Raw genomic sequence first — 14,733 nt, forward strand, 5'->3', positions numbered from 1 at the left:
TCACCAACCGCTCGATCGCTGGCGCGAAGGCCAGCGCGTGCGCATCGTCGCGCTCGCGCCGGGCGCGACGCCGCCGCCGGAAGACGCGCGCTGGCAGACCCTGCTCGTCACGGCACGCGGTGCGCCTGTAGTGCAGGCAACCGGCACTGCGCGAGCCGATTGCGTCGCATCGACGCCCGATGCGTGGATCGCGTTCGCGACGATCGCCGGCGTGGCGCCCGACGCGCTCGGCGGCACGCAGCTCCTCGCCGATCGCCGCGGCTGGCTGCGGGCGCGCGCGTTGCCGGGCAGCGCCGGCTGGTCGGATGCCGACCTGCTGTGCCGCTCCGACGCCACCGCACGACCGGCCGTAGCGGCCGCGAACGGCGATCCGCTGACCGCGCTGCTGCTGCGCGTCGATACGGAGCCCGTGCGCGATGTGCAGGCCGGGCTCCCGCACTGACTTCCCGAACCCTTCTTTCGACCGAACGAACTTCACGATGAATCCGACCCGACGCCATTTCCTCGCCCAAGCAAGCGCCCTCGCCACGATCGCCGCGGCCCCCGCGGCACTGCGTGCGCAATCGGGCACGCGGCCGCTGCTGCGCGCCGGCGACCAGAAAGGCGGGCTGCGTGCGCTGCTCGAAGCGGCCGGCGAACTGAACAGCCTGGCCTACGACATCGCATGGACCGAGTTTCCGGCCGCCGCGCCGCTCGCCGAGGCACTGAACGCGGCCGCCGTCGACTGCGGGCCGATCGGCGACGCGCCGGTGATCTTCGCGCTCGCGTCGGGTGCACGCATCAAGGTGATCGGCGCGAACCGCTCCGACCCGTACGGCACGGCCGTGCTCGTGCGGCCCGATGCGGCGCTGAAAGGCGCGGCCGACCTGAAGGGCAAGCGCATCGGCACCACGCGCGGCTCGATCGGCCACTTCGTCACGTTGAAGGCGCTCGACGCAGCCGGCCTGCCGCCCGACGCCGTCTCGTTCCGCTTCCTGCCACCGGCCGACACGATGCTTGCGCTCGCAACCGGTTCGATCGACGCCTGGGCGACCTGGGAACCCTATACCGCGCTCGCCGAAACGAGCGGCCGCGCGCGCGTGCTCGTCAACGGCCGCGGGCTGTGGTCGGGCCTCAGCTACATCGCGGCGACCGACGCGGCGATCGCGTCGAAACGCGACGTGCTGCACGATTTCCTGCGGCGCGTCGTGCGCGCGCAGACGTGGTCGTACCGCCATGTCGATGCATATTCCGCGGCGCTCGCGCGCATCATCGGCATTCCGCCGGCGGCCGCGAAACTGCAATTCGAGCGCCGCAACACGCGCTGGCTGCCGATCGACGCGACGGTCATCGCCGAACAACAGCGCACGGCCGACTTCTACCTGAAGGCCGGACTGCTGCGCCAGCCGCTCGACGTGCGTACGACGTTCGACCCCGGCTTCCCGCTCGCATGACCGGCCGCGCGACGGTGCGCAGCCGTCCAAACGGCTGAGGCGCGATCTGGCACAATCGCAGTCTCGTCATCCGCCTTCAGCCAGCGTCATGCCAGCCATCGCCGAACTCTTCGTCTATCCGATCAAATCCTGTGCCGGCATCGCGCTGTCGCGCGCGCAACTGCTCGAAACGGGCCTGGCGTACGACCGCCACTGGCTGATCACCGACCCCGCCGGGCAGATGATCACGCAGCGCACGCACCCGCGCCTCGCGCTGATCCGCACCGCGCTCGACAGCGATGCGCTCGTGCTGAACGCGCCGGGCATGCGCGAGCTCCGCACGCCGCTCGACGGCGACGTATCGCCCGCCACGCCGAAAATGGCCGCGACCGTGTGGCGCGATACCGTCGACGCGATCGATACGGGCGCCGAAACGGCCGCATGGCTCACCGAATTCCTCGGCACGCCCACGAAGCTCGCGCGCTTCGGGCCCGACGCGCGCCGCGGCTGCAACCGCAAATGGACCGGCGAGATCGATACGCACACGCAGTTCGCGGACGGTTACCCGCTGCTCGTGATCGGCCAGTCGTCGCTCGACGACCTGAACGCGCGCCTCACCGCGAAAGGTGCGCCGGCGATCCCGATGAACCGCTTCCGCCCGAATATCGTCGTGTCGGATCTCGATGCGTACGAAGAGGATTTCGTCGAACATCTCGACACGGAAGGCGCGACGCCCGTGCGGCTGCGCCTCGTGAAGCTGTGTACGCGCTGCCCGATGCCGACGATCGACCAGGTCACCGGCGCGCCCGATCCTGCGTGGCCGCACGAGCCGACCGACACGATGCAGACCTATCGCGCAAACCCGAACTTCAACGGCGAGCTGACGTTCGGCATCAATGCGATCGTCGTCGAAGGCGCGGGCACGTGGCTCGAAGTCGGCCAGTCGCTGGAAGCAGAGATCGGCTTCGGCGACTGACCAACCCGCCATGCAGCCTGCCAGACCTGCGTGCGCACGTTCCGGCAGATCAAGCCTTCCTGACTACGCGATCGCCGTATTCAGCGAGCATGGATTCGAGCGCAGCTCGGCCTGAATGTCATCAGTGCGATGGGCATCGGGCGACAGCGCCTCTCCGCGGCGTCCGGCGACAAATGGCAGCTTGACCTGTCGGCCCGGCGCCGCTCCGGGACGAGCGAATGCGCAGCGCACTTCGACGCGTTGCGTAGCGGCGCACGCGCGATCGACGGCATCGACGCGTTGCTTCGCCACGTGGTCGAGATGGCGGCCCAGTCTTGTCTTCGCACGATTTCGATCTACGAATTCGGCGCGCCCCGTCCAGAGCTCACGGATATCCATGCGGTGCCGGCCCACCGCCTGATCACCGCAATCGCAGGCCGGGTCCGTGATGCGCAGCGCGAAGGCGGCGTGGCCGCCGAGTTCCTGATCGCGAGCATCAACGGCATGCGCATCGCCGGGCGCGGCGACGCCGACCGCGCGAGCCTGTCGGTGTGATCGGGCGCGTCTCGTCCGCAGTCGTGCGCGTCGGGGCGTCGCCGTTCTCTTTTAGAGAAACCCTCGCATCTCTATTTTTCATCCCATGCGCTCAATAAAATTCATATCATGCGCATGTTCTAACCCGCCGGCATCGCGCCCCGCGCCAACGACCAAGGAGACGCCTTCGTGCTGGACGCCATCCTCATTACTCTCGGCATCGCCGTGGTCGCGTGTTCGTTGTTCTACAAGTTCCTGCTGCTCCTGTACCAGGCCGACCAGCGCGCCGCCGAGCGCCGCCGGGAAAAGAGCCTGGGCGACGACAGGCCCGGCCCGTTCTGATGGCGGCACGCCGTCGCAGCGCGTATCCGCCGCCCCAGCCTTCTTTGTCCATTTCCGAGGAATGAACCATGTCACGCTCGCTTTCCACTCCACTGACCCAACAGATCGGGATCGCCCTGCCGATCGTGCAAGGTCCGATGAACGGCGGCTCGACGCCCGAGATGGTCGTCGCAGTCTCCAACGCCGGCGGCCTTGGCTCGCTCGCCGCGGCCGGCCTCGGCCCTGACGCGATCCGCTCGCAGGTCCGGACAATCCGCGCCGGCACGTCGAAGCCGTTCGCGATCAACCTGTTCGTGCTCGACACGCCCGCGCCGAGCGATGACGAGGTCAGCGGCGCGCTCGAACGGCTGCAGCCGATCCGCGCCGAGCTCGGCCTCGCACAGGGGCAGCCGCTCGAACGGTACTGCGAGGATTTCCGGCAGCAACTCGAGACGCTCATCGAACTGAAGGTGCCGGTGGCGAGCTTCACGTTCGGCCTGCTCGACGCGCCGTCCGTTCAGCGCCTGCACGATGCGGGCAGCCTCGTCATCGGCACCGCCACCAGCGTCGCCGAAGCGCGCGCGTGGGAAGCCAACGGCGCGGACATCATCTGCGCGCAGGGCGCCGAGGCCGGCGGGCACCGCGGCACCTTCCTCGGCCACCCCGACGCCAGCATGATCGGCACGCTCGCGCTCGTGCCGCAGATCGCCGACGCCGTGTCGCTGCCGGTGATTGCCGCAGGCGGCATCATGGACGGCCGCGGCATCGCCGCCGCGCTGACGCTCGGTGCGCAGGCCGCGCAGCTCGGCACGGCCTTCCTGACCTCCGCCGAATCGCCGATCCATCCGGCGTGGAAGGCGCACATCCGCCAGTCGACCGACACGTCGACGCGCACGAGCCGCACCTTCACCGGACGCCCGGCGCGCGGCATCGTCAACGACTACATCCGCCGCATGGCCGAGTTCGAGCAGCACGTGCCCGCGTATCCGATCCAGAACGCGCTGACGACCGAGATCCGCAAGGCGGCCGGTGAGGCGAACCGCACCGACTTCATCTCGATGTGGGCCGGACAGGCGGCGGGTCTGAGCCGCCAGCGCGACGACGGCATCCCGGCCGCGGCGCTGGTGCGCGCGCTCGCGGACGAAACCGCGACGATCTTCGGCTGAAACCGGCTCCCGCATCACAACGACGAACAACGCACGGCCCCTTCACGGCGCCGTGCGTCTTTCATTTCCCGCTTCTCCGATTACCGGAACACCACCGTCTTGTTACCGTTCAGCAGGACCCGGCGTTCCGCGAACCACTTCACCGCCCGCGCCAGCACCACGCACTCCGCATCCCCGCCGACCGTCGCGAGCGCCTCCGGCGACATCGCGTGATCGATCCGCGCAACGTCCTGCTCGATGATCGGCCCCTCGTCGAGATCGCGCGTCACGAAGTGCGCGGTCGCCCCGATCAGCTTGACGCCGCGCGCGTGCGCCTGGCCATACGGCTGCGCGCCCTTGAAGCTCGGCAGGAACGAGTGATGGATGTTGATGATGCGCCCGTTCAGCGCCTCGCAAAACCCGGCCGACAGGATCTGCATGTAGCGCGCGAGCACCACCAGCTCGATGTCGTGCGCAGCGACGAGCGCGAGGATGCCCCGCTCCTGCGCCGCCCGCTCGTCGGCCGACGCGTGCGCCGGCAGCGGGAAATGATGGAACGGCAGGTTGTAGCCGTCGACGAGCCGCGCGAGGTCGCGATGATTCGACACGACGCCGCATACCTCGACCGGCAGCGTACCGCTCGCGTGGCGAAACAGCAGGTCGTTCAGGCAGTGGCCGAGCTTCGACGCCATCAGCAGCACGCGGGGACGCTGCCGCGCGGCGAACAGATGCCACTGCAGGTCCGCCCCGTGATCGAGCAGGCCGATGCCCGCACGCAGCGCCGTCGCGGTCGCACCGCCGTCGTCCACCGCGAATACGATCCGCATGAACAGTCGTTGCGACGACGGATCGCTGTACTGCGCCGAATCCAGCACGTGGCCGCCCAGGTCCGCGAGCAGGCTCGACATGCGGTGAATCATCCCGCGCTGCGCCGGGCAGGACGCGGCCAGTACGTATTCGACGCTCGCGACGCTCACGGGCTCGACCGTCGCCGCCGCCTCGTCGGGCGAGCGGGCTTCGCTTGGTGTCAACACGACGTCTCCTCCTCGTCAGATCGTGGCATGCGCTTTGCCGCTGCGCGCCGCCGTGTTCAGGTGGTCCACCACGTCGCCGAGGCGGCGCATGCCCTCGGTGATGTCGGCGGCGTCGAGCGCGCAGAACGGTACGCGCAGGAACCGGTAGCCGGGCTGCGCGTCGAAGAACGCGCGCCCCGACGAGAGCACGAGCCCCGCCTCGCGCGCCGCCGCCTGCAGCGACTGCTCGTCGATGCGCGCGCCGAGCCGCAGCGACGCGAAGAAGCCACCATCCGGGCGCACGAACAGCCGTCCGGGCAGATAGTGCTCGATCGCCTGCAGGCAGGTGTCGAGCCGCGGCCCGTAAAGCTGCTTCAGGCGGTCGAGCTGGGGCGCCAGCCGGCCGTCCTCGCACCACGCCGCGATAATGCCCTGCGCGAAAAAGCTCGGCGTGATGTAGTGCCGCTCGGCCACGCTCGCGACACGCTTCACGACGTCTTCGGGCGCGACCAGAAACCCGGTGCGCACGCCCGGGCTGATCAGTTTCGTAAACGAGCTCAGGTGCAGCGTCAGGTCCGGCGCCATGCTGCGCAGCGACGGCAGCGGCGTGCCGCGATAGCGGAGAAAGCCGTAAGGTCCGTCCTCGACGAGCAGGAACCGGTACTCGCGCGCCCAGCGGACCATCGCGCGCCGTGCGTCGACGCTCATGCATGCGCCGGTCGGGTTCTGGAAATCGGGAATCAGATAGACGAGCTTCGGCTGGTGGCGTTTCAGCTCGCGCTCGAACGCGTCGATGCAGATGCCGTCGGCGCCGACGTCGATGCCGACGATCTTGACGCCGTGCTGCCGCAGGGTCGTGATCGCGCGGTCGTAGGTCGGGCGCTCGACGAACACGACGTCGCCCGGCTGCAGGTACGCGTCGCAGATGAAATTGAACAGTTCGAGCGAACCGTGGCCGACCAGCACGTTCGACATTGCGCTGTCGAACCACGACGCGATGAACTCGCGCAGCGGCGGATAGCCGAAAGCGGGCCCGTACTGCAGCATCCGGTCGGCGTCGCGCGCGAGCGCGCTCGCCGCCATCGCGCGCAGCGAATCGACCGGGAACGTCCGCGGATCCGGAACGCCGCGGGAAAGATCGATTGTCTTCATGAGTAATCCTGTATGAAAGCGAGTTAGTTGACGAGGCGAACCGTGCCGCGCGCACGCGGATCGGATGCGGCTTCCGGCATGTCGCCGTTGACCCGGATCACCTGGATGTCGCCGTTCGTGAAGCGCGGCTGCAGGTTATAGCCGCGCGCGACGAGCTCCTCGGCGAGCACGCCCTCGATCGGCGCGTAAGGCTCCCAGTACACGGTGTTCACGGGCAGCAGTTGATGATGGACGCGCATCTTCGCGACGGCCTTCGCGAGCGGCATGTCGAACGCATGCACGTTGTTGATCACCTGGAAGATCGATCCGAAGATCCGCGACCCGCCCGGCGTGCCGATCACGAGCGACACCCGGCCGTCCTTCGTCAGGATCGTGGGCGTCATCGACGACAGCATCCGTTTGCCCGGCGCGATTGCGTTCGCGTCGGCGCCCACCAGGCCGAACCGGTTGGCCGCGCCCGGTTTCGCGGAGAAGTCGTCCATGTCGTTGTTCAGCAGGAAGCCTGCGCCCTCGACCACGACACCGCTGCCGAACTTCGAGTTCAGCGTGTAGGTGTTGGACACCGCGTTGCCGAACTTGTCGATGATCGAGAAATGGGTCGTCTCCTCGCTCTCCTCCAGCCCGGGCTGCACCGCGTCCACCCGCGTCGGCACCGCGAGATCGACCGCGGCCGCGCGGCGGCGGATGTAGGCGGGCTCCAGCAGCGCGTCGACCGGCATCGCCTGAAAAGCCGGATCGCCCAGGTATTCGGCGCGATCCGCGAACACCCGCTTCGACATTTCCGCGACGAGATGGACGTACTGCGTCGAGTTGTGCTCGACGCCCGCGAATGCCGCGCTCAGCACGTCCTTCATCTTCAGCAACTGCAGCAGCCCGATTCCGCCCGAGCTGGGCGGCGGCGCGGTCACGACCTCGTAGCCGTTCCAGTGGGCCACGAGCGGCTTGCGCCAGATCGTCCGGTATTGACGCAGGTCATCCTTGGTAATCGGCACGTCGAGGTCGGACAACTGCCTGACCAGCAGTTCCGCCGTCGCGCCGAGGTAGAACTCGTCGACGCCGAAACGCGCGATACGCTCGAGCGTGTCGCCGAGCTCCAGCTGGCGGAACACGCCGCCCTCCTCCATCGCGCCGAAGAACCGCTTGAAGTTCGTCTTGCCCTCGAAATCCGCCAGCATGACGTCGCGGCGCTCGATCAGTTGACGGTGCACGACGAAGCCCTGCTTCGCGTAGCGGATTGCGGGCGCCACCAGCCGCCGCCATGGCAAGGTGCCGAACCGGCTGTGCGCGTCCCACAACCCGCGCACGGTGCCCGGCACGGCAACCGAGTGGCGGCCGACCACGCACATGCCCGGCACGACCTCGCCGGCTTCGTCCAGGTACATGTCGCGCCGCGCGTTTGCCGGCGCGCATTCGCGATAGTCGAGGAAGTACGGCGCGCCGTCGTAGTGGATGTTCATGAAACCGCCCCCTCCGATGTTGCCCGCTTCCGGATAGGTGACTGACAGCACGAACGCCGCCGCGACCGCGGCGTCGATTGCGTTGCCCCCTTCCGCCAGCACCGCCTCGGCCTCGTTCGCGCTGTATACGTCCGGCGCGGCCACGGCGCCGGCCTTCAGCGCCTGCGGAATCCGCCCGCCGGCCTCCTGCTTCATTTTCCGCATGACCCGCTGCGATTCCTCGGCCGCCTCGCGTGCCCGGGCGTCCTGTTCGCTTTCGCGTCGGATCGGTTTTTCGTTGGAGATCTTCATGGTCTGACAGTTCTGGTGAAATGAATGAAACGGCGCGCGTGCCGGCCGGTGGGCCGGCTCGCACGCCCCGCCCGTCAGCCGAGCGCGGCTTCCGGGTACGCGGCCGCCTGCGGCTGCGGCGCGGCGGCGCCGAGGAACACGCCGGGCCGGTTCGAGTGGTAGGCAAAATGCATCGGATGCTCGCGCCGCTCGACTGCATCGAACACCGCCTGGGCAATCTCGGGCGCCTGCGCGAATCCGCCGGTGTTATGCCCGCCCGTGATCACGCAGCGGCCGCCCTGCGCGCCCGGCAGGATCTCGAACACGCCGAGGCCCGACGAGGTCCACGGCCGTACGCAGTACTTGAAGCTGTCCTGCAGATTGCCGGCCTCGTTCGCCGCGCGGTACGACGCGGGGAAGTACTTGGCGGCCGTGTCGACGAGCCCCTGGTAGATCTGCTGGAGTTGCGCGTGATCGATGTTGCGCGGATCGACACCGGTATGGCCATATCCCGATCCGATCACGAGAATCGGCCGGCCGCGCTCGTCCGTCGCGACGGTAATGTTCGCGTCCTCGGTGATGTGCCCCTTGCGGGCCAGCTTCAGCGAATGGCGCAGATCCGGCTCGAGGTTCGGGATCCGCAACCACGCGCCGAGCACGCCGTGGATCTTGCCCTTCGTCTCGGTGCCGCTCAGCAGCGTGTCGCCGTACGCGCCGGTCGACAGCACGTAGTGGTCGGCTTCGAGCACGTCGCCGTCGATCCGCACGCCGCACACCCGCTTGCGCGCATCCCGCTCCAGGCTCTGCGCCGCGCATCCCCAGGTGAACTCCGCGCCACCCGCGCGCAAGCGCTGCAGCAACTCGCGCACGAACTTGTGCGAGTTGACCGTGAAGCCGACCACGTGGACGCCCCCCGCGACATGGCCGCCGCGCACCGCATCGGCGAGCGCCGGATGCTGCTGCGCGACCTCCTGCGGCGTCAGCACCTGCAGGGTGGCGCCGATGCGGTTCTGGCGCCGCACCGCGGCCGCGAACTGGGTCTTGTCGGAATAGAGCCGCAGGATGCCCTGGCGCATCAGCGCGGCCGTGAACAGATCCGGATCGTCTTCGATCCAGCGCGTCCATTTCGGGTAGCTCGCGCGCGACAGCGCGAAGATGTCGTCGTTGTACTTGTCGGCCAGCCAGACCGGGATGCCCTCGAACTCCCTGACCCAGCGCAGCTCGTTGTCGGACAGCGTCTCCTTCCAGTGGACGTTCCAGCCGAGCTCCGTCACGCTGCGCCGAAACAGGTTGTTCATCGTCAGCGAGACCTGCCGGTCGTTGTAGTTGTCCATCTCCGACAGCGTGAACATCCGCGCGTCGTCGCCGCCGTGGCTGCATCCGTAGCTCGTCCACGGATGGGCGGCGCCGGGGTCCGGGCGCGCATCGACGAAATGCACCGCATAGCCTTCCTGCTGCAGCCGGTACCCCGTCACGAGATTCACGAGCCCCGCGCCGACCAGCAGGACCTTCGTGCTGCCGACGACCGTGTCGGGCTGCGGCGCCGGTTCGTCATGCCCGAAGCGGCTGCGCAGCGCGTGCCGGACCCAGCGGGCCTCGAGCAGCTCGAACGCGCTGACGTAGGCGTCGCCGAGCGACTTGCCGACCGCCTGTAAGGTCACGCTGTTGCCGGCCTCGATCTCGCCGGACGGCGCGTAGTCGAGCAGATCCTGCGCGTTCGGATCGGGAATCACGACGCGTACGACGTAGACCGGCGACGCGCTCGCCGCGGCCCATTCGTCGATCGCCTTGCGGGGCACCGGGTCGCTCGAGATCAGCGCGTCGACGCCGCCCTCGATGAGCGTGCGCGCGAGCATGTCCTGGCTCTTGTGCAGCAGGTCCGGGCGGTAGACCACGTTATCGGCGAGCAGTGCGTCCTGCAGCGGCTGGTCCAGCACATCTAGCAACAATATCTTCATGGTGGTATCCGATGGAATGTCGGTAAGGGTCATGGATGCGCGCCGCGCATCCGGAACGTTCACGCGGGTGTCAACCGTGCGTGCTCATCGCCAGCAGCGCGAGCACGTAGACATAGGCGATCGCCATGCCGAGCGCGCAGAAGCGCCAGTTCGACACGTAGCTGGTCTCGCGGCTCGACATCTGGAGGCTGGTGGCGGCGAGAATCGAGCAGATCGACACGGGCGACAGCAGGTTCGACATCACGAACATCGACGTCCACGCGAGGTACTGCACGTACGTCGGCCCGAGCACGGTCGCGTCCACCAGCGGGAAGAAGATGCCGAACAGGATCATCGGGTGCACGCCCAGCATCGTGATCGCTGGCAGCACGACGATCAGCAGCACGACGACCGCATACGGATTGCCGAGCGGCGCGCGCACAGCCTTCGGCAGGTATGCAGCGAGATCGACGTGCTGGATCGTGAAGATCAGCAGGCTCGACGCCGCGAGCAGCAGCAGCTCGGGCGCGATCCCGTCGACGCTCTTCGGCACTTCCTTCGCCAGCGCCGGCCCCGCCTTGCTGCCGGACAGCACCAGCAGCTCGAACGCGTAGCCGGAAACCATCGCGAACGCGAACGACCAGGTCAGCTTGTTCGTCATCACGTAGCAGATCACGCCGAACGACGCCACCATTGCCGCCAGCACGAGCGGCTTGAGCTTGTCGACCTCGCGTGCCTTGCCGCGGCCGTCGTCGATTTCGAGACGCGGCGTCATCGCGCCCGCCACGACGAACAGCGCGAGCGGCATGCCGAGCAGCAGCACCGCGGCGGAATCCAGGTGCGGAATCGCCGCCGCGATCGACGCCGATGCCACCGTCGTCGGCAGGATGAACATCGACGCGCACAGCGAACGCATCGTGATCCGCGCGATGCCGAGCCGGTTCCTCACCTGCGGCCCGCAGACGGCGCCCATCATCGATATCGCGCCCTGGCTCGTGAACAGCGTGAGCGCCATCGTCGCGAGCGCGACCCTCACCGAGTTGCGCGCGCGGTCGGGTGGCGTGATCAGCCGGCTGCTGACGAGCGCGGCAAGCCCCGAGCGCGTCAGGCTGTGCCGAAACAGCGACACGCCGACAAGCAGCGCCATCACCGGCGAGAACCGGCCCATCGCCGCCAGCAGTTGCGGCGCATCGACCGCATTGCCGAGCAGCGGCACGCAGATCGCGAAGATGACCACCGCGTACCAGAGCGTCTGCTTCTTGCGGCTCTCCTTCGACAGGCACAGGATCGCGAGCGGAACGCAGACGATCACGCCGACGCTCGACGCCAGCTTGGGCAGCACCGCCGAATACGCCGTTGCCGCCAGCAGCAGCATCGAGCTCAGCATCAGGGTGCTGGCTTTCTGCCATCCGTTCAACATGACGTTCTCCTTATCGTTCTAGATGGACTGAAGAAATTCGTTGAGCAGGTTCGGCTCGGTCACCATCGGATCGTGCCGCGCGTCCAGCTCGCGCCAGATCCAGCCCGGTTGCGCGCGGATGTCCTTCTTGAGCTTCGCCAGCGGCGCGAACGAATGGGCCACGCAGTCGACATAGATGCGCGGCACGCCGTTGCCGATCGGGTTCTTCAGGTAGAACTTCTCCTGGTAAGGCCCGACCGGATGCGGCGTCAGCAACGACCCGACCCACGCCTTGTCCTCCTCCGTGACGATGTCGTAGGTGCTGAGCGGAGGCGGCGGAATCGCGATGCCGTTGCCTTCGCGCGCCACCTGCTCGAGCCGCTTGCGGGTAATCTCCGCCGGCTGCGCGTCGAACGCGGATACGCCGTTCGGGACGACGAGCGCGTCGAGATAGACGAGCGTCCGCAGCGCCTGCGGAATCCGGTCGGCCACGCCGCTGATGATGAGCCCGGAGAAGCCGCTGCCGACGAGAATCACATCGCTCAGGCCTTCGTACTGGATGTGGTTGACGATGCTCGTGATGTGGGTCGTGAGCGTGATGTCCTTCGACAGCAGATGCTTGGCTTCGCCCACGCCCGGGCAGGTCGGCGTGGATACGCGATGCCCGGCCGCGCGCAGCTTCTCCGCGACCTTCTTCCAGCACCAGCCGCCATACCACGCGCCGTGCACGAGCACGAACGTCCTGACCTTCGACGGCGATTGCGCCGGCACCTTGGCCGACGTGTCCTGCGCATTGACCTGCCGGGCCGCGAACGCGCCCAGCGCGAGGCCAAGCGCCCCATTGTTGAAGTTGCGACGATTCATGGTTCCGGTCTCCTGTTATACGGCCTCGGCGTCGAGCTCCTGCTCGGTTTCACAACGCGCCGCTATGTCGTCCACCATCGCGATGCAGGCGCGCCCCGCATCCTGCAGCCCGCGCGAATTCGAGAACGGGCGCGGCAACACGTACGTATAGAAATGCGCGCCCTCCACCACGTAGCCGAGCGCCCACAGATTCGGAATCACGTCGCCGGCGCGGTTGATCACGTTGACGCCCTGCGTGATCTCGATACCGCTCGGTTTGAAGTCTCCGTTGCTGAACGGCGTGACGACGCCGGACGCGAGCATGTTCCGGACCAGCGGCGACGGGCTTGCCTCGGGTTCGAACAGGTCGACCTTTGCGCGGATCAGCACGTCGAACGCCTCCTGCACCGGCTTGCCGAAGCGATCGGTCGACAGCGTGAAGCAATGGTGCTGATCGTCGTAGCCGAGCTCCGGCCTGGGACCGAAGAAAGACAGCACGCCCGCGTCGATCAGCGCGAGCATTTCCATGTTCCGCTCCTTGGGCGGCCCGCTCGCGATTCGGTTGCTGATCGAGCACCAGTACGACAGGAAGCGACGGTGCGATTCCGGCGTCAGCCTGCAGTAGTCGACCGCGTGCCGGATGTTGTCGCGGATGTCGCGCAGGATGTCCGCCGCCGCCTTGCGCGGGTTGTCGACGTTGCCGCCGAAGCAGTCCGCGATGTCCTCGATCAGGTGGCCGCGGACGTACGTCCGGTACGCTTCCTGGTCGACGAACTCGAGATGCGCGGCAGGCACCATCAGCAGATCGATAGCTGCGTCGACCTCCGGCTCGACCTGGTAGGTCGCCGGATCGGTCCATACGCCCGACGCCGAACTCGAGTAGACGTAGGCCATTTCCTTCTTCAGCGTCGGCCACAGGTCCCGATCGAAATCGAGCTGCTCGTTGCCGCGTTCGAGGCGGTTCTTCGCGCGGCATGCGTCGACGAAATCGCGCGTGAAGAACTTCGCCTTGTACTGCCCGTAGGTGCCTTTCTGGTTCACGGCCCGGCCGCCCGCCGGCAGGCCCTGGCGCGAGAACACGGTGATCTTCGGCTCGCGTCCGCAGGGGATGTAGCGATAGCGGTCGACCGATACCTTCTCGAACCGGCCGCCGAGCCCGATCGTCAATGCCGAAATCGCGTCCGTCGCCGTCAGGCCCGTGCCGCAGATCGCCACGCGCGCCTGCGAACTGATCGAATTGATCGAATTGATCGGATACGGCGACTTGAAGTAAGCCAGGTGGCTGTTGCCCGCCTTGCCATGCGCCGCCCAGTTCTCGAACTTCCGGTCGAACGCGTCCGTGCCGCCGAGGCTGTGGCCCATCGTCAGGAATACGTAGTTGGCGTCGATCCTGAAGCCGCCGTCCAGGCGCACCTCGATCCGGTGCGAATCGATCGGCACGATGTCAACCACGTTGCGACGGTGATTGATTACGTTCACATAATCCGGCAGGGTGTCGATCAGCCGGTCGTATACCCACGTCAGGTATTCGCCCAGCACTGCGCGCGACAGGTAGGTATTCTCGTTGATCGATTCGCCCTCGTCCGACACGAGGTAGCGGCCGCCCAGCTTCTTGTAGCCGCGTTCGAGCGCCCATTCGAGGAAGGACGGCCCAGGCAGAACCGGGCCGGAATCCGTGACCGAATCGTCGCAATACATCGTGATCTGCGCGGCGATGGTGTTCACGAGCAAATGCTCGGGCTGGCTCCATTCGTGAATACCCTGCCCCGGCGTGGACGGGTCGATCAGATGCAGATCGATACCGACATCCAGATCGCGTTCCGAAAGCACGGCGTGCAATCGTTCAAGAAGTGTCAATCCACGCTGACCCATGCCGACAATAGCGACATTAATTCTATCCATATTGATTCCCCAATTATTTAATCACCCACATCACAATCGGATTCAATAATCGAAGGACAAAATCATCCCCTGGCGCCGGCTTGTCGACGACGCCGCTCCTGCATTGTCCGACGGCCTTCAGGCCGGACCATGGCCACGGGGATCAAGTGCCTTCAATTACCACGCGACCGGCATCGAATCAGGCTAAGCCGCCCTCGACATCAATCACCTGGAAAATTCTATTAGCACTGGATCAGGCGGGATAATTTAAATTTTTGATATTCAATTCGCTTTTTAAGAAACTGTTGCCCGCTGATTTAAAAGGAATGAAACTATCAATACAAAGAAAACAAAGAGAACTTCTCTTTATTCGGCGAATTTCAAATCGATCAACGAATGACGCGGGCTGATTGC

General features: G+C 66.8%; 12 protein-coding genes and 1 pseudogene. 6 read left to right on the top strand and 7 right to left on the bottom strand.

All coding sequences use genetic code 11. From position 1 onward, the window contains the following. The 6 genes and pseudogenes from G3O06_RS27185 to G3O06_RS27210 all read left to right on the top strand — a co-directional run. A pseudogene (locus tag G3O06_RS27185) lies at positions 1–442 on the top strand (cytochrome c); the annotation flags it as partial. Between the two features lie 37 nt (positions 443–479). Further along, positions 480–1,433 (top strand): ABC transporter substrate-binding protein, encoded by a 954-nt coding sequence (locus G3O06_RS27190; RefSeq protein ID WP_205818080.1) that lies wholly within the window; start codon positions 480–482, stop codon positions 1,431–1,433. Between the two features lie 88 nt (positions 1,434–1,521). Continuing rightward, positions 1,522–2,388, top strand: coding sequence for an MOSC N-terminal beta barrel domain-containing protein (locus G3O06_RS27195; protein WP_205818081.1), 867 nt, complete (start codon positions 1,522–1,524; stop codon positions 2,386–2,388). Positions 2,389–2,517: 129 nt separating this feature from the next. After that, entirely contained in the window at positions 2,518–2,922 is a 405-nt protein-coding gene (locus G3O06_RS27200; protein WP_241020266.1) for a TetR/AcrR family transcriptional regulator, read from the top strand. Positions 2,923–3,090: 168 nt separating this feature from the next. Next, a complete protein-coding gene (locus G3O06_RS27205; protein WP_174917219.1) occupies positions 3,091–3,243 on the top strand; it encodes a hypothetical protein in 153 nt (50 codons plus the stop codon). 68 nt (positions 3,244–3,311) lie between these two features. Then, complete coding sequence (locus G3O06_RS27210) at positions 3,312–4,388, top strand: nitronate monooxygenase (RefSeq protein ID WP_205818082.1); 1,077 nt, start codon at positions 3,312–3,314, stop codon at positions 4,386–4,388. Positions 4,389–4,468: 80 nt separating this feature from the next. Here the strand turns inward: G3O06_RS27210 and purU are convergent, their stop codons facing one another. From purU to G3O06_RS27245, 7 genes are all read right to left on the bottom strand, one after another. After that, positions 4,469–5,398 carry a formyltetrahydrofolate deformylase gene (purU, locus tag G3O06_RS27215; RefSeq protein ID WP_277403757.1) on the bottom strand — a complete coding sequence of 310 codons (930 nt, stop codon included), beginning with the start codon at positions 5,396–5,398 and terminating at the stop codon, positions 4,469–4,471. 18 nt (positions 5,399–5,416) lie between these two features. Then, positions 5,417–6,532, bottom strand: a complete 1,116-nt coding sequence (locus tag G3O06_RS27220) for a PLP-dependent aminotransferase family protein (RefSeq protein ID WP_205818084.1) — start codon at positions 6,530–6,532, stop codon at positions 5,417–5,419. A gap of 23 nt (positions 6,533–6,555) precedes the next feature. After that, complete coding sequence (gene ggt / locus G3O06_RS27225; RefSeq protein WP_205818085.1) at positions 6,556–8,280, bottom strand: gamma-glutamyltransferase; 1,725 nt, start codon at positions 8,278–8,280, stop codon at positions 6,556–6,558. Positions 8,281–8,354: 74 nt separating this feature from the next. Continuing rightward, on the bottom strand, positions 8,355–10,217 hold the full coding sequence (locus G3O06_RS27230) for an FAD-dependent oxidoreductase (protein WP_205818086.1): 1,863 nt from the start codon (positions 10,215–10,217) through the stop codon (positions 8,355–8,357). A 70-nt stretch (positions 10,218–10,287) separates the two neighbouring features. After that, the gene (locus G3O06_RS27235; RefSeq protein ID WP_205818087.1) at positions 10,288–11,616 is read right to left on the bottom strand and encodes a hypothetical protein; all 1,329 of its coding nucleotides are present in this window, start codon (positions 11,614–11,616) and stop codon (positions 10,288–10,290) included. Positions 11,617–11,634: 18 nt separating this feature from the next. Next, positions 11,635–12,459: an alpha/beta fold hydrolase gene (locus tag G3O06_RS27240; RefSeq protein WP_205818088.1), complete on the bottom strand. Its 825-nt coding sequence runs from the start codon at positions 12,457–12,459 to the stop codon at positions 11,635–11,637. A gap of 15 nt (positions 12,460–12,474) precedes the next feature. Beyond that, positions 12,475–14,340 carry an FAD/NAD(P)-binding protein gene (locus tag G3O06_RS27245; RefSeq protein ID WP_205818089.1) on the bottom strand — a complete coding sequence of 622 codons (1,866 nt, stop codon included), beginning with the start codon at positions 14,338–14,340 and terminating at the stop codon, positions 12,475–12,477. Positions 14,341–14,733 lie beyond the last annotated feature (393 nt).

The sequence above is a fragment of the Burkholderia sp. Ac-20345 genome, from assembly GCF_017104825.1.
Classification (GTDB): domain Bacteria; phylum Pseudomonadota; class Gammaproteobacteria; order Burkholderiales; family Burkholderiaceae; genus Burkholderia; species Burkholderia lata_B.